Source organism: Escherichia sp. E4930 (assembly GCF_005845405.1).
Taxonomy (GTDB): Bacteria; Pseudomonadota; Gammaproteobacteria; order Enterobacterales; family Enterobacteriaceae; genus Escherichia.
The window spans coordinates 103,573-127,040 of the sequence record NZ_VCDZ01000003.1; the positions used below are offsets into that span (position 1 = coordinate 103,573).

The following is a 23,468-nucleotide window of genomic DNA, read 5'->3' on the forward strand; positions in this document are numbered from 1 at the left end:
GTCTGTAAGACTGTTGATAAATAACTTTGCTGGCAAACCCTACACGAACTCGCTGCTTCTGTCTTTAGGAGAAGCACGGAAAGTGAAAACGGCCGCAATCAAGTGCTTAATCCATGAGCCAGCATGCTGAATAACACCGGGATTCTGTTGTCGTAATGGCTGGTTATCCATTAAAATAGATCGGATCGATATAAGCACACAAAGGGGGAAGTGCTTACTTATTATGAAACATAAACTACAAATGATGAAAATGCGTTGGTTGAGTGCTGCAGTAATGTTAACCCTGTATACCTCTTCAAGCTGGGCGTTCAGCATTGACGATGTTGCAAAGCAAGCTCAATCCTTAGCCGGAAAAGGCTATGAGGCGCCTAAAAGCAACTTGCCCTCCGTTTTCCGCGACATGAAATACGCGGACTATCAGCAGATCCAGTTTAATCATGACAAAGCCTACTGGAACAATCTGAAGACCCCATTCAAGCTCGAGTTCTACCATCAGGGTATGTACTTCGACACACCGGTCAAAATCAATGAAGTTACTGCAACGGCAGTAAAAAGAATCAAATACAGTCCGGATTATTTTACATTCGGCGATGTTCAGCATGACAAAGACACGGTAAAAGACCTTGGTTTTGCCGGTTTTAAAGTGCTTTACCCGATCAACAGCAAAGATAAAAACGATGAAATCGTCAGCATGCTCGGGGCCAGCTATTTCCGCGTGATTGGTGCAGGTCAGGTTTATGGCCTTTCTGCACGCGGCCTGGCAATTGATACCGCGTTGCCATCCGGTGAAGAATTTCCGCGCTTTAAAGAGTTTTGGATCGAGCGTCCAAAACCGACTGATAAACGTTTAACCATTTATGCATTGCTTGACTCACCGCGGGCGACAGGCGCTTACAAGTTTGTGGTTATGCCAGGACGTGACACGGTTGTTGATGTGCAGTCTAAAATTTATCTGCGCGACAAAGTCGGCAAATTGGGTGTTGCGCCGCTAACCAGTATGTTCCTGTTCGGACCGAACCAGCCGTCTCCGGCGAATAACTATCGTCCGGAATTGCACGACTCAAACGGCTTGTCTATCCATGCCGGTAACGGCGAGTGGATCTGGCGTCCGCTGAATAACCCGAAACATCTGGCAGTTAGCAGCTTCTCTATGGAGAATCCGCAAGGGTTTGGTCTGTTACAGCGTGGCCGCAACTTCTCTCGTTTTGAAGATCTCGACGACCGTTACGATCTGCGTCCAAGCGCCTGGGTAACACCGAAAGGGGAGTGGGGTAAAGGTAGCGTTGAGTTGGTAGAAATCCCGACCAACGATGAAACTAACGATAACATCGTCGCTTACTGGACGCCGGACCAGCTGCCGGAACCGGGTAAAGAGATGAACTTTAAATACACCATCACCTTCAGCCGGGACGAAGACAAATTGCATGCGCCAGATAACGCCTGGGTACAGCAGACGCGTCGTTCAACGGGGGATGTGAAACAATCAAACCTGATTCGTCAACCTGACGGTACTATCGCCTTTGTGGTCGATTTTACTGGTGCAGAAATGAAAAAACTGCCAGCGGATACGCCAGTCACCGCACAAACCAGTATTGGCGATAATGGTGAGATTGTAGAGAGTACAGTGCGTTATAACCCGGTCACCAAAGGCTGGCGTCTGGTAATGCGCGTGAAAGTGAAAGATGCCAAGAAAACCACTGAAATGCGTGCTGCGCTGGTGAATGCCGATCAGACGTTGAGTGAAACCTGGAGCTACCAGTTACCTGCCAATGAATAAAACAACTGAGTACATTGACGCAATGCCCATCTCCGCCAGTGAGAAAGCGGCATTGCCGAAGACCGATATCCGCGCCGTTCATCAGGCGCTGGATGCCGAACACCGCACCTGGGCGCGGGAGGATGACTCCCCGCAAGGGTCGGTGAAGGCGCGTCTTGAACAAGCCTGGCCGGATTCACTGGCTGATGGGCAGTTAATTAAAGACGACGAAGGACGCGATCAGCTGCAGGCCATGCCGAAAGCAAAACGTTCCTCTATGTTTCCCGACCCGTGGCGAACTAACCCGGTAGGGCGATTCTGGGATCGTCTGCGCGGGCGCGATGTGACACCGCGCTATCTGGCTCGGTTGACCAAAGAAGAACAGGAAAGCGAGCAAAAATGGCGTACCGTCGGGACAATCCGTCGTTATATCCTGCTTATCCTGACACTGGCGCAAACCGTTGTCGCCACCTGGTACATGAAGACGATTCTTCCGTACCAGGGGTGGGCGTTTATTAATCCGGTTGATATGGTCGATCAGGATCTGTGGGTTTCCTTTATGCAGCTCCTGCCTTATATGCTGCAAACCGGCATTCTGATCCTCTTTGCTGTTCTTTTCTGCTGGGTGTCTGCCGGTTTCTGGACCGCGTTGATGGGGTTCCTGCAACTGCTCATTGGTCGCGATAAATACAGTATTTCTGCGTCGACCGTTGGCGATGAACCGCTAAACCCGGAGCATCGTACTGCATTGATCATGCCCATCTGTAATGAAGACGTGAATCGCGTCTTTGCAGGCTTGCGCGCAACGTGGGAATCGGTAAAAGCCACCGGCAATGCTAAACACTTTGATGTCTACATTCTGAGTGATAGTTACAACCCGGATATCTGCGTCGCAGAGCAAAAAGCCTGGATGGAGCTTATCGCTGAAGTCGGCGGCGAAGGGCAGATTTTCTATCGCCGCCGCCGCCGTCGTGTAAAGCGTAAAAGCGGTAATATCGATGACTTCTGCCGTCGCTGGGGCAGTCAGTACAGCTACATGGTAGTGCTGGATGCCGATTCAGTGATGACCGGTGATTGCTTGTGCGGCCTGGTGCGCCTGATGGAAGCCAACCCGAACGCCGGGATTATCCAGTCTTCGCCGAAAGCATCTGGTATGGATACGCTGTACGCGCGCTGCCAGCAGTTTGCGACCCGTGTTTATGGGCCATTGTTCACTGCCGGTCTGCACTTCTGGCAACTTGGCGAGTCGCACTATTGGGGGCATAACGCGATTATCCGCGTGAAACCCTTTATCGAGCACTGCGCGCTGGCGCCGTTGCCGGGTGAAGGCTCTTTTGCCGGTTCAATCCTGTCGCACGACTTTGTAGAAGCGGCACTGATGCGCCGTGCAGGTTGGGGAGTATGGATTGCGTACGATCTCCCAGGCTCTTATGAAGAGTTGCCACCAAACTTGCTGGACGAGCTAAAGCGTGACCGTCGCTGGTGTCACGGCAACCTGATGAACTTCCGCCTGTTCCTGGTCAAAGGGATGCACCCGGTACACCGTGCGGTGTTCCTGACGGGGGTAATGTCTTATCTCTCTGCGCCGCTGTGGTTTATGTTCCTCGCGCTCTCGACCGCATTACAGGTAGTGCATGCGTTGACCGAACCGCAATACTTCCTGCAACCACGGCAGTTGTTTCCGGTGTGGCCGCAATGGCGTCCTGAACTGGCGATTGCACTGTTTGCCTCAACAATGGTGCTGCTGTTCCTGCCAAAATTGTTGAGTATTTTGCTCATCTGGTGCAAAGGGACTAAAGAGTATGGTGGCTTCTGGCGCGTCACCTTGTCGCTGCTGCTGGAAGTGCTGTTCTCCGTACTGCTGGCGCCGGTGCGCATGCTGTTTCATACGGTATTCGTGGTCAGTGCATTCCTAGGCTGGGAGGTGGTGTGGAATTCACCGCAACGTGATGATGACTCCACTTCCTGGGGAGAAGCGTTTAAACGTCACGGTTCGCAACTGTTACTGGGTCTTGTGTGGGCGGTTGGCATGGCATGGCTGGACCTGAGATTCCTGTTCTGGCTGGCGCCGATTGTCTTCTCACTGATCCTGTCACCGTTTGTTTCGGTGATCTCCAGTCGTGCGACCGTGGGGCTGCGTGCGAAACGCTGGAAACTGTTCCTGATCCCGGAAGAGTATTCACCGCCGCAGGTGCTGGTAGATACCGATCGTTTCCTTGAGATGAACCGTCAACGTTCTCTCGACGATGGCTTTATGCACGCGGTATTTAACCCGTCGTTTAACGCCCTGGCAACGGCAATGGCGACCGCGCGTCACCGCGCCAGTAAGGTGCTGGAAATCGCCCGTGACCGCCACGTTGAACAGGCGCTGAACGAGACGCCAGAGAAGCTGAACCGCGATCGTCGTCTGGTGCTTTTGAGCGACCCGGTAACGATGGCACGTTTGCATTTCCGCGTATGGAACTCTCCGGAGAAATATTCTTCATGGGTGAGTTACTATGAAGGGATAAAGCTGAATCCACAGGCATTGCGTAACCCGGATGCGGCTTCGCAATAAAAACGTAGTTGCCTGATGCGCTACGCTTATCAGGCCTACATCGTTCCTGCAATATATTGAGTTTGCAAGATTTTGTAGGTCGGATAAGGCGTTCACGCTGCATCCGGCAAAAACAACGAGCCAATAAAAATACCGGCGTAATGCCGGTATTTTTTTAGGAAAGAGGTATCAAATGCGTTTCATTGTGGTAGGCATCATGGTTACCTTACTGAGTGGCTGTGGCAGCATCATTAGCCGCACTTTACCGGGGCAGGGGCATGGCAACCAATATTATCCCGGAGTGCAATGGGATGTTCGTGACTCCGCATGGCGCTATGTTACGATCCTCGATCTGCCGTTCTCCCTCGTCTTTGATACCTTACTCCTGCCCATTGATATTCAACATGGGCCATATGAGTAATTAACGCTCATCCCATTCATCGGCGGCAGCGCGTCCTTCTTCAGTATCCAGAGGCGGCTCAAGCTGAAATTCGCCTTCGTCCCATTCATGCAGCGTATTTTCATCCTGCCATTCCTGGCGGATTTCAATTTCATCATAATCGCCGTCAAAGACGCTTTGTGCAGCTTCACCGCTGAACATTGGCAGACATTCACCTTCTTCGCCTTCATCAGCAAAAAACTCAACCTGCCACATAATGTCGCCATCTTGCAGAATGTATTTCTGGACATTGAACTGTTGCACATTTGCTTCATCTGCATCGATTCCGGGGTTGTCAGCAAGAAATTCTTCCCGTGCGGCATCAATGGCTTCTTCAAGCGTTGCGTACATAGTCATCACGATTCTCCCTTTGATTTGATGATGTATTCAGGGAAAGAATAGCTGATTATGCGCTTTTGCAAGTATGAAAGGCGAAAAATCAGCCTGTCACTTGGGGCAATCGGCGGCGACGCAAACTGTTCCAGGAATAAACCGCGTTAAACAACACAACTCCTGCGGTGACCAGAAACACTGCGCGGAAACCATAGTTTGCCGAGATAGCCGCGCCCATCAATGGTCCCGTAACGTTGCCAATATCACGAAATGACTGGTTGTAGCTGAAAATTCGTCCGGCGATTTGGTTTGTTGAGTTATAGACCAGTAGCGTTTGTACCGCGGGGAGTAACGCGCCATCAGCGGCTCCAAGTAAAAAGCGTAAAACCCCCAGTTGGAATGGTGTCTGGACGTAAGACATAGGGATTAACAGCAGCACAGAAAAGAGCAGCGCCGTTATCAGGATCTTCTCCGGCCCGATACGATCCCCCAGTTTGCCAAGCCGTGGCGCGCTAAGTAGCGCAGCCACGCCGGGGACCGAGGCAATCATGCCACTGACAAAAGCAACATTACTGACATTCCCCGCCAGTTCGCGGACATAGAGTGTCAGAATTGGCGCGATTGAACCGGTGGCGACCTGGATGATTAATGTTGTGACAAACAGGCTAAGTACCAGCTTCGGGTTTTTAAGCGTTGTCACGACATCCCGCATGTGCAGCATCTCTTTTTTGCTGACTGGCTGGAATTTCTCTTTGATACAAAACAGGGTGACGAAAAAGCAGAGTATTAGCACACTGGCGGTAATAAAAAATACCGGACGTAAGCCGTAGTTATCGGCGAGCAAGCCGCCAGCCATGGGGCCGAGCAGCGCGCCGCTAACCCCACCGGTAGAGAGCGTACCCAGCGCCCAGCCGCTTTTATTGCGTGGGACCTGAGTGGCGATTAGTGCGTTGGCATTAGGGACAAATCCACCGAGCAGACCCAGCAATGCTCGCAGGATCAGAAATTGCCAGATATTTTGCACTACCCCCATCAGCACCATCACGATACCCATCCCGAGGGCAGAGCGCAGGAGCATAATTTTTCGACCTTTGCGGTCAGCTAATCCTCCCCAGAACGGAGAAGCAATGGCGGAAAATAGAAAGGTAATACTGAAGACAATCCCTGACCACATATTTAGCGCCGAGTGGCCCGTAACGCCAAGTTGCTCAACGTAGAGGGGTAAGAACGGCATTACCAGACTGAAGGCGGCGCCGGTAAGAAAACAGCCAAGCCAGGCAACGAGCAGGTTTCGTTTCCAGTTTATGGGAGTGTCATTTTCACAGGGTGACATAGCAATTCGCTGTTGGTGCGCCAGGGCGCGGTGAACAAGAGAATAAAAGATAAGCACACTAATTATGCGCCTGACTTATAAGTGACGCAATGCAGAGAGCTTTTATCGCTAAATCAGGGGGGGATGTTGATGTGCCGGATGCGATGCTGCGCATCCGGCATAAAGAAGGTTAGTAACGTGAAGGAACGCCTTCCGGGCGTGTTTTGAAGCGGCGATGCAACCACATGTATTGTTCTGGCGCCATCATGATGCATTTTTCGACCACTTTGTTCATCCACGCGGCGGTGGTTTCAGCGTTATCCAGAGGCGGTGAACACTCTGGCGGCAGCATGATCAATTGATAACCTTTGCCGTCCGGCTTACGACGAGGGACAAATGGCACCAGACATGCGCCGGACATTCGTGCCAACATCCAGGTGCCGCTAGTGGTTGCCGCCTGCTCAACGGCGAACAATGGCACAAAAACGCTCGAGCGCGGACCGTAATCGTGATCCGGCGCATACCAGACGACTTCACCTTTTTTAAGTGCTTTAATCATCCCTTTTAAATCTTTGCGATCGAGCATTGATTTATTCGAACGCAGGCGGCCCCAGGTTTGCAGCCAGTCGATCAATGGATTGTCATTTGGGCGATAAACCCCGATCCCCGGCTCCTGCATTCCAAATTGTCGTGCACCGAGTTCCAGCGTCAGAAAATGGATGCCAACTAACAGGATGCCACGCTTTTGCGCCTGCACGTCACGGACATGCTCCATGCCGATAACTTCCGTCCAGCGGGCAACCCGACTTTCTGGCCAGAACCATGCCATGCCGGTTTCCATCAGTCCCATGCCAACGGATTCAAAATTCTTAATCACCATCTGCTGGCGCTCTTGTTCGCTCATTTCCGGGAAGCACAGTTCCAGGTTGCGATGCACAATTTTGGCGCGTCGTTTCATAAAACGTAACGCCAGTCGTCCTGTCACACAGCCGAGGCGATAGATAATCGGGTAGGGCAATTGCACGACCAACCAAAGTACGCCAATACCCAACCAGGTTAACCAATAACGCGGATGAAGCAGTGCGGTGGAGAACTTGGGTAGATTCGTCATATCAATCCTGTCTTTCAACCTATACGGGCAATTGTATGTATTGTCGCATTTTTTCGCCCTCAACCAAAATTTGAGGCTGAAGACTGGGCGAAAATGCCGCGCATGTAAACTATTAATAATTTTTAATGCGCAAATGTAGCGTAAAAAGTGTGGATGTTAATTTGCGATTATTGCTATATCATGCGCCGGATTTTACTTTCCCACCTCGCAGGAACCGTACACCATGCCAGTGTTACACAACCGCATTTCCAACGACGCACTGAAAGCCAAAATGCTGGCCGAGAGTGAACCGCGCACCACCATTTCGTTTTATAAATATTTCCATATTGCCGATCCTAAAGTGACCCGCGATGCTTTATATCAGCTATTTGCTTCGTTGAATGTTTTTGGCCGGGTCTATCTGGCTCATGAGGGGATCAACGCACAAATTAGTGTACCAGGGAGCAACGTCGAGACATTTCGCGCACAGCTTTATGCTTTTGATCCTGCGTTAGAGGGTTTACGCCTGAATATTGCGTTGGATGATGACGGGAAATCCTTCTGGGTGCTGCGCATGAAGGTCCGCGAGCGGATTGTCGCTGACGGGATTGACGATCCTCAATTTGATGCCACTAATGTCGGGGAATACCTGCAAGCGGCGGAAGTGAATGCCATGCTTGATGATCCCGATACGCTGTTTATCGACATGCGCAACCACTATGAATATGAAGTCGGTCATTTCGAAAATGCGTTAGAAATTCCGGCTGATACCTTTCGTGAACAACTGCCGAAAGCGGTTGAGATGATGCAGACGCATAAAGATAAAAAAATCGTCATGTACTGCACTGGTGGCATTCGTTGCGAAAAGGCCAGTGCCTGGATGAAGCATAACGGCTTTAATAAAGTCTGGCATATTGAAGGCGGCATTATTGAATACGCCCGTAAGGCGCGTGAACAAGGCTTACCAGTGCGTTTTGTTGGCAAAAATTTCGTTTTTGACGAACGGATGGGCGAGCGCATCTCTGATGAAGTTATTGCGCATTGCCATCAGTGCGGCACGCCATGTGACAGCCATACCAACTGTAAAAATGATGGCTGTCACTTGCTGTTTATCCAGTGTCCGACATGTGCTGAGAAATTCAAGGGGTGTTGTAGTGAGATTTGCTGCGAAGAGAGCGCGTTACCGCCAGAAGAACAGCGACGCCGTCGAGTCGGGCGAGAAAATGGCAATAAAATCTTCAATAAGTCGCGGGGACGCCTGAATACGACACTGGGCATACCTGATCCAGCGGAATAAACATCATTGCCGGATGCGCGTCATCCGGCAACATTTCAGCATTATTTCTGCTGTACACCTTCCACCGAAATAATCAGATCAACTTCCTGAGAGGCTGGACCTAAATCTGACTTGATATTGAAGTCTTTCAGCTTAATTTTACCTTCAGCTTCGAAGCCAGCACGTTTACCTCCCCACGGATCGTCGCCCTGGCCAATCAACTTCGCTTCCAGCGTTACTGGTTTAGTTACGCCATTCAGTGTCAGATCACCTGTGATATCCAGCTCGTCACCGTCTTTCTTTACGCTAGTGGACGTAAAGGTTGCCTGCGGATATTTTGCTGTGTTGAGGAAATCCGCGCTACGCAGATGTTTATCGCGCTCGGCATGGTTGGTATCTACGCTGGTGGTGTTAATGGTGACATTGACTTTATCGGCAGCCGGATTCTTTTCATCAAACGTAAAAGTACCGTCGAAATCTTTAAACGTGCCGTAAACCCAGCTGTAGCCCAGATGTTGAATGCGGAAATTGACAAAGGCGTGCTGGCCTTCTTTGTCGATTTTGTAATCGGCAGCGATAGCTGAACCGGCAGAGAACAACAGGGAAGCGAAGGTTAAACCAAGCAGGCTTTTTTTCATTTTTTATACTCCATAGTCAGATGACGACTTTCCCAGCATGCGCTTCAGTGTGTCGTCTTTATCGATGAAATGATGTTTCAGTGCCATAAATCCGTGCATAACTGACAGGACGACGACACTCCAGGCAAACCAGAAATGTAGAGCTCCTGCTAAGTCAGCTTGCGTGCCTGCGTCGGCAAGCGTTGCGGGTATTTCAAACCAACCAAAGATGCTGATGGGTTTGCCATCGGCGGTCGAAATAAGGTAGCCGCTCAAGCCAATAGCAAAGAGCAAAAGATAAAGTGCCAGATGGCCTGCTTTCGCTCCGTAACGTATACCGGGGGAATAGCTTTTCAATGGGCCAGGCGGAGGAGAAATTAAACGCCAGAGAACGCGAATAACCAGCCCCATCATTAACAGAATACCGATACTTTTATGCAACTCTGGCGCCTTGTGATACCAACCGTCGTAATAACTTAACGTTACCATCCACAAACCTAAAGCAAACATGCCATAGACAATAATTGCCGTCAGCCAATGTAAAGCGGCAGAAATAACACCATAGCGTTGAGGGGAATTTATGAATTGCATAACTGCATCCAGAACATATTCACGAGGTAATGAAAATGGCCTGTCATGAGATGAATTGCAACTTAAAAACAACAATCCGAATGATATTTATTTTTATTTCAATAATTTTGATTTAATAATGAAAGAACCTTCATAAGTTTAGTGGTTCCAGGCTGAGGGATGTCTGGTGAATGCTGTTGCGACTGGAATGAGCTTATTCAAATTTTCACGCCAAATGAAAGGGAAATTAAATTTTTGTCAGTTTGTGTCAGCGCCTGGTGATTAAAAATAAAACACATAGATCAGATCCATAATCGCCAATACCCCCCAGAGAAAAAGATAAAGCATGAGATGTTCGCGAATATTATTGATGAGATAGTTCACCAGGCGACGCATTAAAAGCTCCTGTAAAAACGGCCTCAACTTAGAGGCCGTGATGATGATTATTGGAAGCGGGAAAGCCGGAATGGCGTTAAATCAAAATCGATTTTTTTGTCTTGCGCAAAGTCAGCGGCTATTTCCCCTAATACCGAAGCAAATTTAAAGCCATGCCCACTCAGGCCGGTAATCAGTAGCGTATTAGCGTGTCCGGGTAGGGTATCGATAATAAAATCTTCGTCAGGCGAATTATCATAGGTGCAAGCAGCGCCATACAGGCAGCAGCCGATACCAGGCAACACACTACGTAAGAATGGGAAAGCTTCGGAGCCGTCACTGTCGATTTCCGCAAACGGAACACGTTCATCCGCTGAATGAATGACCTGACCACCGTTATGTTTCCCAATCTTCAGAGCATCGTTTTCCGCCGGAAAACCGTAGTATTGATCGCCATTGGGCAATTCACCGGTAAAGGCCGGGAATTTATTCTTCACGCTATAGCGGCCATCGGCCTGATACCAGGCGAATACTTTACGTACGGGCTGGATGGGCAGTTCTGGTAGCAGCTCTTTTACCCAGGTACCCGCACAGACGATCGCTTTCTTCGCCTGGTACTCGCCGTCCGCCGTTTCAATAGTTACGCCGTTATCATCATGACGAATTGCGGTGACCGGACAGTTAAACAGTTGCGCGCAGCCAGCTTCATTCGCCAGTTTGATCCAGGTTTTAATTGCCAGTTCGCTGCGTAAAAAACCGGAATCGGCCTCAAATAGCCCGATATAGTTGTCAGGAACGCGTATTTCCGGCCAGCGGGCCATAATTGTCTGTGCATCCAGTTTTTCGACGTTGAGTTGCCATTGTTCCGCGCTGTGGGCGACATTGGCGAGAAACTCGGAGTCGGCAGGGCCGAGGTTGATGACGCCGGAGCGCACAAAAACGGGGTCTTCTTCGTTGTGACGGGAGAGTTCATCCCACAGGGTTTGCGCACGGAGTACTAGCGGGACATACTTTTCGCCTTCGCCATAAGCATGGCGAATTAATCGGGTATCTCCGTGGTGACTGCCGTGTTGATGTGGCGGCATATGGCTGTCGGTCATCAGCACTTTCAAACCGGCCTGGGTGGCATAATACCCGGCTGCAGCGCCTACGGAACCGCTGCCAATAATGATGAGATCGTATTTCATTTTTTTCTCTCTGCTCTCATGGTTTAAGCAGAGTAAATAAGTAACAAACGATATACAACCCAGAAATGGTAAAGGCACCGTTAAGGTGCCTTTTGGGTGGATGGTCATGTCATGTTAATGACGACGATACTCATTGACATGGAAATCACCAGATTCAATTTTGGCGATTCCTGCTTCTAATATCGAAATAAATTGTCTGGCAACATCAGTAGTTAACCAGAGTGTCTGACCAACTTCAGTCCCTTCCTGCTCGGACTTATTTGGGGTCTGGTAGTGCAAACGCAACATCAGCGCATCATAACTATCAACGGTGCTGATGTCCCACCCTACGAGCGGATGAGTCTGAATGACTTCATTGTTTTTTTCCATCATGGCCCCCTAATTCGTGTTACTAGACAACGTTATTCGAGGTTCAATGCGTTTTTATCTGAAGCAACTTCAGTATATCAATAAATATGGCTATTCACCGAAATTTTAAAGGGGTAGTGAGATATTTTTTTGCTTTTAAGATTTATATGAACAATAAAACAGCATGTCGTTCATATTTTTTTAGCATATTGTGCAATTATTTTGAGGGAGTGTAAAATTTGTACGAACAATCTTAAAATATAAAAAAGCCGGGGCGACCCGGCAAAAGCAAACATCACTGCATATTATTCGCTAACAAACCAGTCATCGGCGCTTTCCCACGTTTCTTGTAGAATTTCGCTAATGCGCTGTTTATCTTCTTTTGTTGCGCCAATAACCGATAAATTATTTGCCGCAGCATATCGTACCGATACGTGACCTTCATTGTCCGGAAACGCATACTGAATGCGACGAGAAAGTTCACCCGCCAGAGCGTCAATGGCCCCAGTGGGTAGTGGAGAAGTTTTCGCTATGGTGACTTCAATTCGCATAATAGCCCCCTGTTGAATATACTGGTTATTTATACAGTTAAAATAACCTAATGACAACAGGAAGCTACGATTTTTATTGTTTAACGGACCAGCGTACCGTTTCCCCGGCGAGGAATGGCACCAGTGTGTCATCAGTCAGTGCGATGCTTTCAGCAACCTGTTGCTCTTCACGTACCAGTTCGATGAATGTGTCGTTGACCGGTAATCCATAGAATTTCGGCCCGTTTAAAGAACAGAATGCTTCAAAATGCTGTAGTGCATTCATCTCTTCAAATACGGTTGCATAGCTACCCAGTGCCGATGGCGCATTAAAGCAACCTGCACAGCCGCAGCTACTCTCTTTACGATGACGGGCATGTGGCGCGGAATCGGTACCCAGAAAAACGCGATCAAAACCACTGGCGACCAGCTCACGCAGCGCCTGTTGGTGAATATTGCGTTTGAGGATCGGCAGACAGTAGAGATGCGGACGCACACCGCCAACCAGCATATGGTTACGGTTAAACATCAGATGCTGGGGAGTAATGGTGGCAGCCAATAGTTCATTTCCGTCACGGACATAGTCGGCAGCGTCTTTGGTGGTGATGTGCTCAAAAACGACTTTCAGCGCGGTCAGGCGCTGGCGTAGCGGCTCCATGACCGTCTCAATAAAGCGCGCTTCACGGTCAAAAATGTCGATGTCAGCATGGGTCACTTCACCATGCACCAGCAGCGGCATGCCGATTTTTTCCATGCGCTCAAGTACTGGCATGATAGCGTCAACCGACGTCACACCGTGGCTGGAGTTGGTGGTGGCGTTCGCAGGGTAAAGTTTTGCGGCGGTGAACACGCCTTCGTTAAATCCACGCTCCAGCTCATTGGGGTCCATCGAGTCTGTTAAATAACAGGTCATCAGCGGGGTGAAATCGTGTCCGTCCGGTACGGCGTCAAGGATACGTTGGCGATAAGCCACAGCAGCCTCAACGGTTGTTACAGGCGGTGCCAGATTGGGCATAACGATGGCCCGACCATAGGTTTCGCTGGTATACGGCACGACAGTTTTTAACATGTCGCCATCGCGGAGGTGAAGGTGCCAGTCGTCTGGGCGGCGGATCTTTAATACCTGGGATGGTGCAGTCATTAATTTCTATGCTCCGGCTGAAGGGATGTTTTTGCCGGACACAAAGGATAAGCGGAAACGTTTTCCTTTGCACGAAAAATAAAGGGCGCAAATACGCCCTCGTAATTAATCAGTGAACGGAATGACTATTTCACCTGGTTTCACTTCAATGCCTTTTGCCAGTTTTTTAGCCATTGCTTCGCCTTTGCTGCCATCTTCGCGCAGGATGTAAGCCGGCTGCTGGTTAAAGTAATTGCGTAATGCCTGATTCAAATAGGGAAGTAACGTTTGCATCACGGTTTGCATTTTTTCCGGCTGCACGGTCGCGTCGACCACTTCCATCTCTTTCAGGAAGATAGCGCCTTTCTCTTTATCAAACACAGGCAGCGCTTTTAGCTTCAGTTTCATGGTTGCTTTTTGGCTACCGAACAGAGAGTTCATATCCAGATTGGCGTCCCCGGTTAGGGTAACCTTATTAGGTTCTTCACGACCAATTTGGCTGGTCAGGTTTGTCAGCACTATATGGGCGTCAGCCACGCCGGGCAAACCGATATCTTTTGAGAAATTATTATGTTTCGCAAGCGACTGGTTAATCTCTTGTTCGGTGATGGTGTATTGGGTGAGTTGATTACAGCCAACGAGCAGGCCACTGACGATTAATGCAGCGGCAAATAAAAACTTGTTCATGGTAGTCCTCGACATGAAATCTGCGTCAATATCCTGACACAACGCAGCATGTGTCACCAGCGATAAACTCGCCAGCAGAAAAAACTGAAAACAGCGGCAACCCGCGAATACAGGCTGCCGCGGCAGGTCAGGATTAAATCGCCATTGATGATAGTAAGTTGATTTGCGTCTGTTTAGCCATGTTATCGCGGTAATCAGCGACGCGGCTTGGCCAGTTTATTCCTGCAACCAGCGTCAGATTACGCAGCAGCGGAAAAAGTTGAATGTCATCTTCCGAAAGCTCGCCATTTACGGCGTTTGGCTTGACGATGAGTTTATCCAGTGCACGTAAATCATCGCTGATATTTTTAATTAACCCATCAGAATGAGAGAGAAACTCGGCAAAATTACCCGCGCTGGCCTCTTTCTTGTCGATGAAGTATTTGCGTGCGGCGGGAGTAGAAAACTCATCAAAAGCCGATTTGGCAAAACGCGGCAACAGCAGTTTATTGGCATAGCCGTTGACCTTGCGCAGCCACTCTTCAATGGCGGCGGAGCGTTTACCAGTCAGTAACGGTTTGCCGTCGAGCTTATCAACATAGTGAACAATGTCCATGCTTTCTGGCATATAGCGGCTGTCATCTTTTTGCAGAATGGGAACCTGTTTTTGACCGACCATCCGGGTGGGTGTTTCTGCATCGTCGTTGAGCAGAACGTGTAATTCGACGGGGATATTTTTCAGGCCGAAAATCATGCGGGCTTTGAGGCAGTAAGGGCAGTGATCGTAAATATATAGCTTCACGTGACTCCTCCATTTGGCTGTCAGTTCACTTTCAGTATGGAGGAGTCAGGGGGGGGTATCAAATCAGGCGTCGTGTTCCAGCAACCGACGCGCGGCACGTTTATGGCTAAATTGCCAGCCCAACGCAAGGAAGGTGATGATGCCAATAACGCCCAACATCATCCACGGCAACTCCGGTTGTTGCGTGGATTTACCCAGGTCAAACAGCCAGCCGCCGCCGATATAGCCAATAGCGCCGCCTATCGCCAGGCCCAGCCGACTAAATCCCATATAACTGCCGCGCGCTCGTGCATCTGCTAACGAGGCGCTAAGAGTTTCACGCGCAGGTTCGGCAATGATCGAGCCAATATAAAACAGACAAATCAGGGTGAAAAGTTGTTGCAGGCCGCTGACCATGCCCACGGGTATCATGCTTAGTGACATCACCAGTAGCCCCGCCATCAACCGGTGTTCCAGACGAAAACGCTTTTCGCTCCAGCGGGCGATAGGGTAGAGCAACGTTAACGACAGACACGCTTCGATGGCATACATCCATTTAACGGCAGAGGGCGCTCCGGAAACGTCGTTGACCATAATCGGCAGCATCAACATCACCTGCACAGCCAGCATGTAGTAGCCCGCGAGTGTCAGGACATAGGTGACAAAACGTTTATCGCGCATCACGCGGGTCATGCCTTCGCGGACTGGCGTACGCACGGTAGAGAGTTTCCATGCGGGCAACAGCCAGGCGTTAAACGCTGCACACAATACAAACAGAATTGCCCCCGTGGCGCAGACCAGGCGAAAATCGTATTGCAATAACCAACTCCCCAACAGCGCGCCAATGACCGCACCAGCACTGTCCTGCATCATCAACAGGGAGAAAAAACGGCCCCGTTGTTCCGGACGAATTAATTTCACCACCAGCGCCGAACGCGGCGGATCAAATAACGTACCGCCGAGGCCCGAGAGCAAACAAGAAAACCACAGCATCCAGGGCTCATGGGCGATGCCCATGGTGGCGAATCCGGCGGCGCGCATCAGCATACCGGTAACGATCATCGGTTTAGCGCCAAAACGGTCGGCAATAGCACCACCGAAAATGCCTAATCCTTGCTGAATGAACTGACGCAGACCGAGGGCAATACCGACCATTACAGCGGCCCAGCCCATTTGATCAACGAAGCGGATAGAGATCAGCGGGAAGACAACAAAGAACCCCAGCACGACCAGCATATTATCGACGAGAAGGAAATATTTACCCAGGTTCCTCGCCTGCGATACGCGCGACATTTCCCCTCCCGGGAAATAAAAGATGAGCACTTTCTATTCTGCATTGCTGCTAAGATTTTTCCCATCATATCGGGGACAATATTTTTTTTATCAAAACGTCGCTTTGATAGAGAATTTTTATCCAATATGTGAATAATGCAGAAAATGGCATTTTGGACTTTTCACAGGCTCTGGTTGTGCAGGTATAGTAATACTTACAGCGTATTAAAGACGTTACGGGAAGGAGTAGGTATAGAATGTTTGGCTATCGCAGTAACGTGCCAAAAGTGCGCTTAACCACCGACCGACTGGTCGTGCGTCTGGTGCATGAGCGTGATGCCTGGCGACTGGCGGATTATTACGCAGAGAATCGCCATTTCCTGAAGCCCTGGGAGCCGGTGCGCGATGAAAGCCACTGCTATCCTTCAGGCTGGCAGGCCAGGTTAAGCATGATTAACGAATTTCATAAACAGGGCTCAGCCTTTTACTTTGGATTATTTGATCCAGATGAGAAAGAGATTATTGGCGTAGCCAATTTTTCCAATGTGGTACGCGGCTCTTTTCACGCCTGTTATCTCGGTTATTCAATCGGACAAAAATGGCAGGGTAAAGGACTGATGTTTGAAGCTCTGACCGCCGCCATTCGCTATATGCAACGTACCCAACATATTCATCGCATTATGGCCAACTATATGCCGCACAATAAACGCAGCGGTGATTTGCTGGCGCGGTTGGGGTTTGAAAAAGAAGGCTATGCGAAAGATTATTTGTTGATTGATGGAAAATGGCGCGATCACGTACTGACGGCATTAACCACCCCGGACTGGACGCCCGGCCGCTAAGGAGAATTTCATGAAGTATCAACTTACCGCACTGGAAGCCCGTGTGATTGGTTGTTTGCTGGAAAAACAGGTGACGACGCCAGAGCAATACCCGCTTTCCGTGAATGGCGTGGTAACGGCCTGTAACCAGAAAACAAACCGTGAACCGGTAATGAATCTGAGCGAATCCGAGGTGCAGGAGCAACTGGATAATCTGGTAAAACGCCATTATCTGCGCACGGTGAGTGGCTTTGGTAATCGAGTCACCAAATATGAACAGCGTTTCTGCAACTCTGAGTTTGGTGACCTGAAACTTAGCGCCGCGGAAGTCGCATTAATTACCACCTTGTTGTTGCGTGGTGCTCAGACGCCAGGTGAACTGCGCAGTCGCGCGGCGCGGATGTATGAATTCAGCGATATGACGGAAGTAGAAACGACGCTGGAACAACTGGCTAATCGCGAAGATGGGCCTTTTGTCGTTCGTCTGGCTCGCGAACCGGGTAAACGCGAAAGCCGCTATATGCATCTTTTCAGTGGCGAGGTGGATGATCAGCCTGTGCTTACGGAAACGTCGGACGCGGTTGGCGGTGATTTACAATCCCGCGTCGAAGCCCTGGAAATCGAGGTGGCAGAGCTGAAACAGCGTCTTGATTCGTTGCTGGCCCATCTGGGAGATTAACGTGAAAAAATTACGTATCGGCGTAGTGGGTTTAGGCGGCATCGCGCAAAAAGCGTGGCTGCCAGTGCTGGCAGCGGCGTCTGACTGGACGCTACAAGGGGCGTGGTCGCCAACGCGTGAGAAAGCCATCTCAATTTGTGAAAGCTGGCGCATTCCTTACGCCGATTCGTTATCTAACCTTGCCGCCAGTTGCGATGCGGTATTTGTCCACTCCAGCACCGCCAGTCATTTTGAGGTGGTCAGTGCATTATTAAATGCAGGTGTACATGTCTGTGTCGATAAACCGCTGGCGGAAAATCTGCGCGATGCCGAGCGACTGGTTGAACTCGCAGCGCGCAAAAAACTGACACTGATGGTCGGCTTTAACCGCCGTTTCGCGCCGCTGTACTGTGAGTTAAAAACACAGCTTGCCAGCGCGTCCTCGCTAAGAATGGATAAACATCGTACCAATAGCGTCGGACCACACGATCTTTATTTCACTTTGCTGGATGATTATTTGCATGTGGTTGATACCGCGCTGTGGTTGTCTGGCGGCAATGCAACTCTCGAAAGCGGTACGTTGCTGACCAATGAGTCCGGCGAAATGCTGTTTGCCGAGCACCATTTTTCGGCAGGTCAGTTACAAATCACCACCTGTATGCATCGTCGTGCCGGAAGTCAGCGTGAAGCGGTGCTGGCAGTGACTGAAGGGGCATTAATCGACATCACCGATATGCGTGAATGGCGTGAGGAGCGTGGTCAGGGCGTGGTGCATAAACCGATTCCTGGCTGGCAAAGTACCCTCGAGCAGCGTGGATTTGTCGGTTGCGCGCGCCATTTCATTGAATGCGTGCAAAATCAAACAGTTCCGCAAACCGCGGGTGAACAGGCGGTGCTGGCGCAGCGCATCGTTGATAAGATCTGGCGCGATGCGATGAGTGAATAAACCCTGTAACATCTGGCGGTAGCAATTCACCATAATCCAGGTAGACTATTCGCCTCTTTCAGCGCCTGCCTTGCAGGCGTTTTGCCCGTGGGTCTGGATTAGAACACCGATGAATTTATTAAAATCGCTGGCCGCCGTCAGCTCGATGACCATGTTTTCGCGTGTGCTTGGCTTCGCACGCGACGCTATTGTCGCCAGAATATTTGGCGCAGGGATGGCAACCGACGCCTTTTTTGTCGCGTTCAAACTTCCTAACTTGTTACGCCGTATCTTTGCAGAAGGCGCATTCTCCCAGGCTTTCGTGCCGATTCTGGCGGAATATAAAAGCAAGCAGGGTGAAGATGCCACGCGGGTCTTTGTCTCTTATGTCTCTGGTCTGCTGACGCTGGCGCTGGCGGTTGTGACGGTCGCCGGTATGCTTGCCGCGCCGTGGGTGATCATGGTAACCGCGCCGGGCTTTGCGGATACTGCCGACAAATTCGCCCTGACCACCCAGCTATTACAGATTACCTTTCCCTATATCTTGTTGATTTCGCTGGCATCGCTGGTGGGGGCAATTCTGAATACCTGGAACCGTTTCTCGATTCCGGCATTTGCCCCAACGTTACTCAACATCAGCATGATTGGCTTTGCGCTGTTTGCTGCGCCGTACTTTAATCCACCCGTGCTGGCGCTGGCGTGGGCAGTTACGGTGGGCGGCATCCTGCAACTGGTTTATCAGCTACCGCATCTGAAGAAGATTGGCATGTTGGTATTGCCGCGCATTAACTTCCACGATGCCGGGGCGATGCGCGTAGTGAAACAGATGGGGCCGGCGATTCTTGGCGTCTCTGTTAGCCAGATTTCCTTAATCATCAACACTATTTTTGCCTCATTTCTTGCCTCCGGCTCGGTGTCATGGATGTATTACGCCGACCGTTTGATGGAGTTTCCGTCTGGTGTACTGGGCGTGGCGCTGGGGACCATTTTGCTGCCGTCGCTGTCGAAAAGTTTTGCCAGCGGTAATCACGATGAATACAACCGTCTGATGGACTGGGGGCTGCGTCTTTGTTTCCTGCTGGCGCTGCCAAGTGCGGTGGCGCTGGGCATCCTCTCCGGTCCGTTAACTGTTTCGCTGTTCCAGTACGGTAAATTTACCGCCTTTGATGCGTTGATGACCCAGCGGGCGTTAATTGCCTACTCGGTAGGTTTGATTGGCCTGATTGTGGTGAAAGTGCTGGCTCCGGGCTTTTATTCACGGCAGGACATTAAAACGCCGGTGAAAATTGCCATCGTCACGCTGATTTTGACGCAATTGATGAACCTTGCATTTATCGGCCCGTTGAAACATGCCGGACTGTCGCTTTCCATTGGTCTGGCGGCGTGTCTGAATGCTTCGTTGCTTTACTGGCAGTTGCGTAAGCAGAAAATCTTTACCCCACAACCCGGCTGGACTGCGTTTCTGCTGCGTTTACTTGTGGCGGTTCTGGTGATGTCGGGTGTGCTTTTAGGCATGTTGCATATTATGCCGGACTGGTCGTTGGGCACTATGCCGTGGCGTTTACTGCGTTTGATGGCGGTTGTTGTCGCGGGAATTGCAGCATACTTTGCCGCACTGGCCGTGTTGGGCTTCAAAGTAAAAGAATTTGCTCGTCGTACTGCTTAACGTAGAATTCCGGCCTGCATCGCAGGCCGGAGAAAATCTTCAAATAGAAATCTTTTTACCACCGCGCCAGGGTGTTGAGGTCTGACCGTTCGCCCCGTACAGTGTCGGCTCCTGATGTGGTTTCAGCATTTCCAGTGCCTGTTGATTGCGCTCAATCTGCCCTTCCAGTAGCCAGCCGTTATGCTGATTTAACTGGCGCAATTGCTGCGTTTTCTCGGTGATTTCCTGCCAGCATTGCGCAATATCTTCACTTATTTCTGTATCCGGTGCCTGTCGACGCAGCTGTTCCAGGTAATCCAGAGTCGCCAGCATTGAGCTTTTTTGTTCTGTAATATGTTGCAACTGGCTACCGGTGAACTGCCCCATAGAGAGATGTTGCTGCTCCTGGACCATCACTATATTAAGCTCGTTAAGCACCACAGACATCTGGTTGAGAATCTCAGCAAGACGCGGCATCTGATTATTTACTCATTAAATCTTGTTGCACTTCGTTGATCAGCGCATCGGCAATTTTGCCGACATCCATTTTTAGTTCACCATTACGAATCGCCAATTTTAATGCTTCAACGCGTTCAAGATTGATATCACTGCTGCCCGGTTGCATCAGTGTGGCCTGCGCATCGCTTAACTTGACGTTAGTACTGGCGGTAGCCGTCGTTTTTGCTGCGCGGGTATTGGCTACCGGAGCGTCACTGGTTTCACGTGGCTGAACGGTGCTTACAGGCTTCAGGGGGGAAGTGCGGTCAATACTCATGGTTTATTCCTCATTGAGGGCGCTTTATCATTTGTTGCTTATTTATCGGCAATGGACGGGCAATCTTTAATAGCTTACAGGTTTATAAGAATATTCCCATCGGCATCCACTACGCCACTGACTACCTGACCCGATATCATTCTCACGCGGGCCTTTTGCGCGACGGAAGCGTTATTCAGCGCCAGACCTTCAGCATTTGCACTGAACCCATCGCCACTGGCAATCACGTTAACGCGTTGTCCTGCTTTTACCCGCCAGGCCTGACGCAGCATAGTCAGCTGTATAGGTTGTTCGGGGACCAAATCGCGCAGGCTAACCGCATCAACCAGTTGATTAACATCCAGAACGGTACGCGGCGGTAGTGTATCCAGTCTGCCACGTTTAAGTTTTACACTGCCTGCGTCAAGCTTTCCCCCACGCACAACAGGCATTGCTGCAACAACATAATTCCCTGTCGCCTGTACATTCACTTGCACGTAATGCTTATCGTTGCCACAACGTGCCAGCACATTCACATTGCCCCACAGGCGGGCGTTATTAGTCATGGAAAGCAGCGGCTGTTCGCATGGCGGCAATAAATTGGGAGCAGTACGAATAGAGACGTTGACCTCATCACTTAGCCCTGCCAGTTGTGCAACGAAAAAGGTTTGCAATTGTGAGGGAAAATCGCCAGCCGCACTAAGTGGACTGAACAACATCGAGATGATCGCCACACAGCGCATTATTGTCAGCATTTTTGCCCCCGGCCATTTTCACAGCCTGAATTGTACCCGTACGCAATGACCATCAACGGCATAAATAGCAACCCATTTTGCTTTTATTCCGCCGATAACGCGCGCGTAAAGCCTTTAAGCTGACGGCAGAATTTTGATATCTGCGGAGGAGATATGCTCGATAAGCTCGACGCCGCCTTACGTTTTCAACAAGAGGCACTCAATCTGCGCGCCCAGCGTCAGGAAGTGCTGGCGGCAAATATCGCCAATGCCGATACCCCTGGTTATCAGGCGCGCGATATGGATTTTGCCAGTGAACTTAAAAAAGTGATGCAGCGCGGGAGAGATGAAACCAGCGTGGTCGCGCTGACGTTGACCTCGTCGCAGCATATTCCAGCACAGGCGTTGTCACCTCCTGCCACAGAATTGCAATACCGTATTCCGGACCAGCCTTCACTGGACGGCAATACCGTGGATATGGATCGCGAACGCACCCAGTTTGCCGATAACAGCCTGCAATACCAGATGAGCCTTAGCGCGTTGAGCGGACAAATCAAAGGCATGATGAACGTATTACAAAGCGGAAATTAACGGATGGCACTGCTGAATATTTTTGATATCGCCGGATCGGCGTTAACCGCTCAGTCTCAGCGTCTGAACGTGGCTGCCAGCAACCTGGCCAACGCCGACAGCGTGACGGGGCCAGATGGTCAGCCGTATCGGGCAAAACAGGTGGTGTTCCAGGTGAACGCCGCGCCAGGGGCAGCGACGGGCGGAGTCAAAGTGGCTGACGTGATTGAAAGCCAGGCCCCGGACAAACTGGTCTATGAACCGGGTAATCCGCTGGCGGACGCGAAGGGCTACGTGAAAATGCCAAACGTCGATGTGGTAGGCGAGATGGTTAACACCATGTCGGCGTCGCGCAGCTATCAGGCCAACGTTGAAGTACTCAATACGGTGAAAAGCATGATGCTGAAAACCCTCACGCTCGGTCAATAAAGGAGAAAGCCATGTCCATTGCGGTAACCACCACCGATCCGACAAATACCGGCGTCAGCACTACCAGCAGTAGTTCGATTACGGGCAGTAACGCCGCCGATTTACAGAGCAGCTTTCTGACGTTGCTGGTGGCGCAACTGAAAAACCAGGATCCGACCAATCCAATGGAAAACAACGAGCTGACGTCACAACTGGCGCAAATCAGCACGGTCAGCGGGATTGAAAAGCTCAACACCACACTCGGTTCGATTTCCGGGCAGATTGATAACAGCCAGTCACTACAGGCCAGCAACCTGATTGGTCACGGCGTGATGATCCCCGGCACCACCATTCTTGCCGGTACTGGCAGTGAAGAAGGGGCGGTGACCACCACCACGCCGTTTGGTGTTGAGCTGCAACAGGCTGCAGATAAAGTAACCGCAACCATAACCGATAAAAATGGCGCAGTTGTGCGCACCATTGATATTGGTGAGCTCAGCGCCGGAGTCCACAGTTTCACCTGGGACGGCACGTTGACTGATGGTACGACCGCGCCGAACGGTTCTTATAACGTGGCAATTAGTGCCAGCAACGGCGGTACGCAGTTGGTTGCCCAGCCATTGCAGTTTGCGCTGGTACAGGGCGTGATTCGCGGCAATAACGGTAACACGCTGGATCTCGGCACTTACGGCACCACCACCCTCGACGAAGTACGGCAGATAATTTAAGCCTTCACATTTCAGGA

At 50.4% G+C, this 23,468-nt stretch carries 27 protein-coding genes; 11 read left to right on the plus strand and 16 right to left on the minus strand.

All coding sequences use genetic code 11. The annotated features are described in order from the left end of the window. The first annotated feature begins 241 nt into the window (after positions 1 to 241). The 3 genes from mdoG to FFT88_RS03700 all read left to right on the plus strand — a co-directional run bounded on the left by mdoG (position 242) and on the right by FFT88_RS03700 (position 4,713). Positions 242 to 1,777 (plus strand): glucans biosynthesis protein MdoG, encoded by a 1,536-nt coding sequence (gene mdoG / locus FFT88_RS03690; RefSeq protein WP_130258319.1) that lies wholly within the window; start codon positions 242 to 244, stop codon positions 1,775 to 1,777. Further along, positions 1,770 to 4,313 carry a glucans biosynthesis glucosyltransferase MdoH gene (mdoH, locus tag FFT88_RS03695; protein ID WP_130222068.1) on the plus strand — a complete coding sequence of 848 codons (2,544 nt, stop codon included), beginning with the start codon at positions 1,770 to 1,772 and terminating at the stop codon, positions 4,311 to 4,313. The genes mdoG and mdoH overlap by 8 nt, the downstream gene beginning before the upstream one ends. Before the next feature lie 172 nt (positions 4,314 to 4,485). Continuing rightward, the gene (locus FFT88_RS03700) at positions 4,486 to 4,713 is read left to right on the plus strand and encodes a YceK/YidQ family lipoprotein (protein WP_130205481.1); all 228 of its coding nucleotides are present in this window, start codon (positions 4,486 to 4,488) and stop codon (positions 4,711 to 4,713) included. Here the strand turns inward: FFT88_RS03700 and FFT88_RS03705 are convergent, their stop codons facing one another. From FFT88_RS03705 to lpxL, 3 genes are all read right to left on the minus strand, one after another. After that, positions 4,714 to 5,088, minus strand: coding sequence for a MysB family protein (locus FFT88_RS03705; RefSeq protein ID WP_130205483.1), 375 nt, complete (start codon positions 5,086 to 5,088; stop codon positions 4,714 to 4,716). It lies immediately after the preceding gene. Positions 5,089 to 5,170: 82 nt separating this feature from the next. Then, positions 5,171 to 6,397 (minus strand): multidrug efflux MFS transporter MdtG, encoded by a 1,227-nt coding sequence (gene mdtG, locus FFT88_RS03710; protein ID WP_135404459.1) that lies wholly within the window; start codon positions 6,395 to 6,397, stop codon positions 5,171 to 5,173. Positions 6,398 to 6,566: 169 nt separating this feature from the next. Further along, positions 6,567 to 7,487 (minus strand): kdo(2)-lipid IV(A) lauroyltransferase, encoded by a 921-nt coding sequence (gene lpxL / locus FFT88_RS03715; RefSeq protein WP_130258286.1) that lies wholly within the window; start codon positions 7,485 to 7,487, stop codon positions 6,567 to 6,569. A 223-nt stretch (positions 7,488 to 7,710) separates the two neighbouring features. Between lpxL and FFT88_RS03720 the strand changes: the two genes are divergently transcribed. Further along, the gene (locus FFT88_RS03720; RefSeq protein ID WP_135404182.1) at positions 7,711 to 8,763 is read left to right on the plus strand and encodes a rhodanese-related sulfurtransferase; all 1,053 of its coding nucleotides are present in this window, start codon (positions 7,711 to 7,713) and stop codon (positions 8,761 to 8,763) included. 41 nt (positions 8,764 to 8,804) lie between these two features. Here FFT88_RS03720 and FFT88_RS03725 read toward each other — a convergent pair whose 3' ends face one another. The 10 genes from FFT88_RS03725 to mdtH form a co-directional block, all read right to left on the minus strand. Continuing rightward, complete coding sequence (locus FFT88_RS03725; RefSeq protein ID WP_064528519.1) at positions 8,805 to 9,380, minus strand: YceI family protein; 576 nt, start codon at positions 9,378 to 9,380, stop codon at positions 8,805 to 8,807. 3 nt (positions 9,381 to 9,383) lie between these two features. Continuing rightward, positions 9,384 to 9,950 (minus strand): cytochrome b, encoded by a 567-nt coding sequence (locus tag FFT88_RS03730; protein ID WP_135404183.1) that lies wholly within the window; start codon positions 9,948 to 9,950, stop codon positions 9,384 to 9,386. Between the two features lie 261 nt (positions 9,951 to 10,211). Next, positions 10,212 to 10,325: a YceO family protein gene (locus tag FFT88_RS03735; RefSeq protein WP_001253741.1), complete on the minus strand. Its 114-nt coding sequence runs from the start codon at positions 10,323 to 10,325 to the stop codon at positions 10,212 to 10,214. A 47-nt stretch (positions 10,326 to 10,372) separates the two neighbouring features. Further along, complete coding sequence (gene solA / locus FFT88_RS03740; RefSeq protein ID WP_130258288.1) at positions 10,373 to 11,491, minus strand: N-methyl-L-tryptophan oxidase; 1,119 nt, start codon at positions 11,489 to 11,491, stop codon at positions 10,373 to 10,375. Between the two features lie 114 nt (positions 11,492 to 11,605). Then, the gene (gene bssS / locus FFT88_RS03745) at positions 11,606 to 11,860 is read right to left on the minus strand and encodes a biofilm formation regulator BssS (protein WP_000414435.1); all 255 of its coding nucleotides are present in this window, start codon (positions 11,858 to 11,860) and stop codon (positions 11,606 to 11,608) included. Between the two features lie 284 nt (positions 11,861 to 12,144). Beyond that, positions 12,145 to 12,390 (minus strand): DNA damage-inducible protein I, encoded by a 246-nt coding sequence (dinI, locus tag FFT88_RS03750; protein ID WP_001217771.1) that lies wholly within the window; start codon positions 12,388 to 12,390, stop codon positions 12,145 to 12,147. A 73-nt stretch (positions 12,391 to 12,463) separates the two neighbouring features. After that, the gene (gene pyrC / locus FFT88_RS03755; RefSeq protein WP_135404184.1) at positions 12,464 to 13,510 is read right to left on the minus strand and encodes a dihydroorotase; all 1,047 of its coding nucleotides are present in this window, start codon (positions 13,508 to 13,510) and stop codon (positions 12,464 to 12,466) included. Positions 13,511 to 13,615: 105 nt separating this feature from the next. Next, on the minus strand, positions 13,616 to 14,176 hold the full coding sequence (locus FFT88_RS03760; protein ID WP_064528527.1) for a lipoprotein: 561 nt from the start codon (positions 14,174 to 14,176) through the stop codon (positions 13,616 to 13,618). Between the two features lie 133 nt (positions 14,177 to 14,309). Then, on the minus strand, positions 14,310 to 14,957 hold the full coding sequence (grxB, locus tag FFT88_RS03765) for a glutaredoxin 2 (protein ID WP_135404185.1): 648 nt from the start codon (positions 14,955 to 14,957) through the stop codon (positions 14,310 to 14,312). 63 nt (positions 14,958 to 15,020) lie between these two features. Beyond that, a complete protein-coding gene (mdtH, locus tag FFT88_RS03770) occupies positions 15,021 to 16,229 on the minus strand; it encodes a multidrug efflux MFS transporter MdtH (protein WP_135404186.1) in 1,209 nt (402 codons plus the stop codon). A gap of 236 nt (positions 16,230 to 16,465) precedes the next feature. Here mdtH and rimJ point away from each other — a divergent pair, with 236 nt between their 5' ends. The 4 genes from rimJ to murJ all read left to right on the plus strand — a co-directional run bounded on the left by rimJ (position 16,466) and on the right by murJ (position 20,278). Beyond that, positions 16,466 to 17,050 (plus strand): ribosomal protein S5-alanine N-acetyltransferase, encoded by a 585-nt coding sequence (rimJ, locus tag FFT88_RS03775; protein ID WP_130205501.1) that lies wholly within the window; start codon positions 16,466 to 16,468, stop codon positions 17,048 to 17,050. Between the two features lie 10 nt (positions 17,051 to 17,060). Beyond that, positions 17,061 to 17,708, plus strand: coding sequence for a YceH family protein (locus tag FFT88_RS03780; RefSeq protein WP_064528533.1), 648 nt, complete (start codon positions 17,061 to 17,063; stop codon positions 17,706 to 17,708). A 1-nt stretch (position 17,709) separates the two neighbouring features. Then, positions 17,710 to 18,633, plus strand: coding sequence for a Gfo/Idh/MocA family oxidoreductase (locus FFT88_RS03785; RefSeq protein ID WP_130215874.1), 924 nt, complete (start codon positions 17,710 to 17,712; stop codon positions 18,631 to 18,633). Positions 18,634 to 18,742: 109 nt separating this feature from the next. Beyond that, positions 18,743 to 20,278 carry a murein biosynthesis integral membrane protein MurJ gene (gene murJ, locus FFT88_RS03790; RefSeq protein ID WP_130222897.1) on the plus strand — a complete coding sequence of 512 codons (1,536 nt, stop codon included), beginning with the start codon at positions 18,743 to 18,745 and terminating at the stop codon, positions 20,276 to 20,278. Positions 20,279 to 20,317: 39 nt separating this feature from the next. On the opposite strand, the gene flgN is transcribed toward murJ, so the two are convergent. The 3 genes from flgN to flgA all read right to left on the minus strand — a co-directional run bounded on the left by flgN (position 20,318) and on the right by flgA (position 21,766). Further along, a complete protein-coding gene (gene flgN, locus FFT88_RS03795; protein WP_130205509.1) occupies positions 20,318 to 20,734 on the minus strand; it encodes a flagella biosynthesis chaperone FlgN in 417 nt (138 codons plus the stop codon). A 4-nt stretch (positions 20,735 to 20,738) separates the two neighbouring features. Beyond that, on the minus strand, positions 20,739 to 21,032 hold the full coding sequence (gene flgM / locus FFT88_RS03800; RefSeq protein ID WP_130205511.1) for a flagellar biosynthesis anti-sigma factor FlgM: 294 nt from the start codon (positions 21,030 to 21,032) through the stop codon (positions 20,739 to 20,741). 74 nt (positions 21,033 to 21,106) lie between these two features. Further along, positions 21,107 to 21,766, minus strand: a complete 660-nt coding sequence (flgA, locus tag FFT88_RS03805; RefSeq protein ID WP_130215878.1) for a flagellar basal body P-ring formation chaperone FlgA — start codon at positions 21,764 to 21,766, stop codon at positions 21,107 to 21,109. A 153-nt stretch (positions 21,767 to 21,919) separates the two neighbouring features. Between flgA and flgB the strand changes: the two genes are divergently transcribed. From flgB to flgD, 3 genes are read left to right on the plus strand one after another with little or no spacing between them, the layout of a single operon-like run. After that, positions 21,920 to 22,336, plus strand: coding sequence for a flagellar basal body rod protein FlgB (gene flgB / locus FFT88_RS03810; RefSeq protein WP_130216143.1), 417 nt, complete (start codon positions 21,920 to 21,922; stop codon positions 22,334 to 22,336). A gap of 3 nt (positions 22,337 to 22,339) precedes the next feature. Then, a complete protein-coding gene (gene flgC / locus FFT88_RS03815) occupies positions 22,340 to 22,744 on the plus strand; it encodes a flagellar basal body rod protein FlgC (RefSeq protein WP_001196460.1) in 405 nt (134 codons plus the stop codon). Positions 22,745 to 22,755: 11 nt separating this feature from the next. After that, on the plus strand, positions 22,756 to 23,451 hold the full coding sequence (flgD, locus tag FFT88_RS03820) for a flagellar hook assembly protein FlgD (protein WP_064528545.1): 696 nt from the start codon (positions 22,756 to 22,758) through the stop codon (positions 23,449 to 23,451). Positions 23,452 to 23,468: the final 17 nt, after the last annotated feature.

What these genes read in the sequence shown, in the direction of transcription:
- mdoG (WP_130258319.1), top strand. Translation starts at nt 242, where the DNA reads ATGATGAAAATGCGTTGGTTGAGTGCTGCAGTAATGTTAACCCTGTAT.
- mdoH (WP_130222068.1), top strand. Translation starts at nt 1,770, where the DNA reads ATGAATAAAACAACTGAGTACATTGACGCAATGCCCATCTCCGCCAGT.
- FFT88_RS03700 (WP_130205481.1), top strand. Translation starts at nt 4,486, where the DNA reads ATGCGTTTCATTGTGGTAGGCATCATGGTTACCTTACTGAGTGGCTGT.
- FFT88_RS03705 (WP_130205483.1), bottom strand. Translation starts at nt 5,088, where the DNA reads ATGACTATGTACGCAACGCTTGAAGAAGCCATTGATGCCGCACGGGAA.
- mdtG (WP_135404459.1), bottom strand. Translation starts at nt 6,397, where the DNA reads ATGTCACCCTGTGAAAATGACACTCCCATAAACTGGAAACGAAACCTG.
- lpxL (WP_130258286.1), bottom strand. Translation starts at nt 7,487, where the DNA reads ATGACGAATCTACCCAAGTTCTCCACCGCACTGCTTCATCCGCGTTAT.
- FFT88_RS03720 (WP_135404182.1), top strand. Translation starts at nt 7,711, where the DNA reads ATGCCAGTGTTACACAACCGCATTTCCAACGACGCACTGAAAGCCAAA.
- FFT88_RS03725 (WP_064528519.1), bottom strand. Translation starts at nt 9,380, where the DNA reads ATGAAAAAAAGCCTGCTTGGTTTAACCTTCGCTTCCCTGTTGTTCTCT.
- FFT88_RS03730 (WP_135404183.1), bottom strand. Translation starts at nt 9,950, where the DNA reads ATGCAATTCATAAATTCCCCTCAACGCTATGGTGTTATTTCTGCCGCT.
- FFT88_RS03735 (WP_001253741.1), bottom strand. Translation starts at nt 10,325, where the DNA reads ATGCGTCGCCTGGTGAACTATCTCATCAATAATATTCGCGAACATCTC.
- solA (WP_130258288.1), bottom strand. Translation starts at nt 11,491, where the DNA reads ATGAAATACGATCTCATCATTATTGGCAGCGGTTCCGTAGGCGCTGCA.
- bssS (WP_000414435.1), bottom strand. Translation starts at nt 11,860, where the DNA reads ATGGAAAAAAACAATGAAGTCATTCAGACTCATCCGCTCGTAGGGTGG.
- dinI (WP_001217771.1), bottom strand. Translation starts at nt 12,390, where the DNA reads ATGCGAATTGAAGTCACCATAGCGAAAACTTCTCCACTACCCACTGGG.
- pyrC (WP_135404184.1), bottom strand. Translation starts at nt 13,510, where the DNA reads ATGACTGCACCATCCCAGGTATTAAAGATCCGCCGCCCAGACGACTGG.
- FFT88_RS03760 (WP_064528527.1), bottom strand. Translation starts at nt 14,176, where the DNA reads ATGAACAAGTTTTTATTTGCCGCTGCATTAATCGTCAGTGGCCTGCTC.
- mdtH (WP_135404186.1), bottom strand. Translation starts at nt 16,229, where the DNA reads ATGTCGCGCGTATCGCAGGCGAGGAACCTGGGTAAATATTTCCTTCTC.
- rimJ (WP_130205501.1), top strand. Translation starts at nt 16,466, where the DNA reads ATGTTTGGCTATCGCAGTAACGTGCCAAAAGTGCGCTTAACCACCGAC.
- FFT88_RS03780 (WP_064528533.1), top strand. Translation starts at nt 17,061, where the DNA reads ATGAAGTATCAACTTACCGCACTGGAAGCCCGTGTGATTGGTTGTTTG.
- murJ (WP_130222897.1), top strand. Translation starts at nt 18,743, where the DNA reads ATGAATTTATTAAAATCGCTGGCCGCCGTCAGCTCGATGACCATGTTT.
- flgN (WP_130205509.1), bottom strand. Translation starts at nt 20,734, where the DNA reads ATGCCGCGTCTTGCTGAGATTCTCAACCAGATGTCTGTGGTGCTTAAC.
- flgM (WP_130205511.1), bottom strand. Translation starts at nt 21,032, where the DNA reads ATGAGTATTGACCGCACTTCCCCCCTGAAGCCTGTAAGCACCGTTCAG.
- flgA (WP_130215878.1), bottom strand. Translation starts at nt 21,766, where the DNA reads ATGCTGACAATAATGCGCTGTGTGGCGATCATCTCGATGTTGTTCAGT.
- flgB (WP_130216143.1), top strand. Translation starts at nt 21,920, where the DNA reads ATGCTCGATAAGCTCGACGCCGCCTTACGTTTTCAACAAGAGGCACTC.
- flgC (WP_001196460.1), top strand. Translation starts at nt 22,340, where the DNA reads ATGGCACTGCTGAATATTTTTGATATCGCCGGATCGGCGTTAACCGCT.
- flgD (WP_064528545.1), top strand. Translation starts at nt 22,756, where the DNA reads ATGTCCATTGCGGTAACCACCACCGATCCGACAAATACCGGCGTCAGC.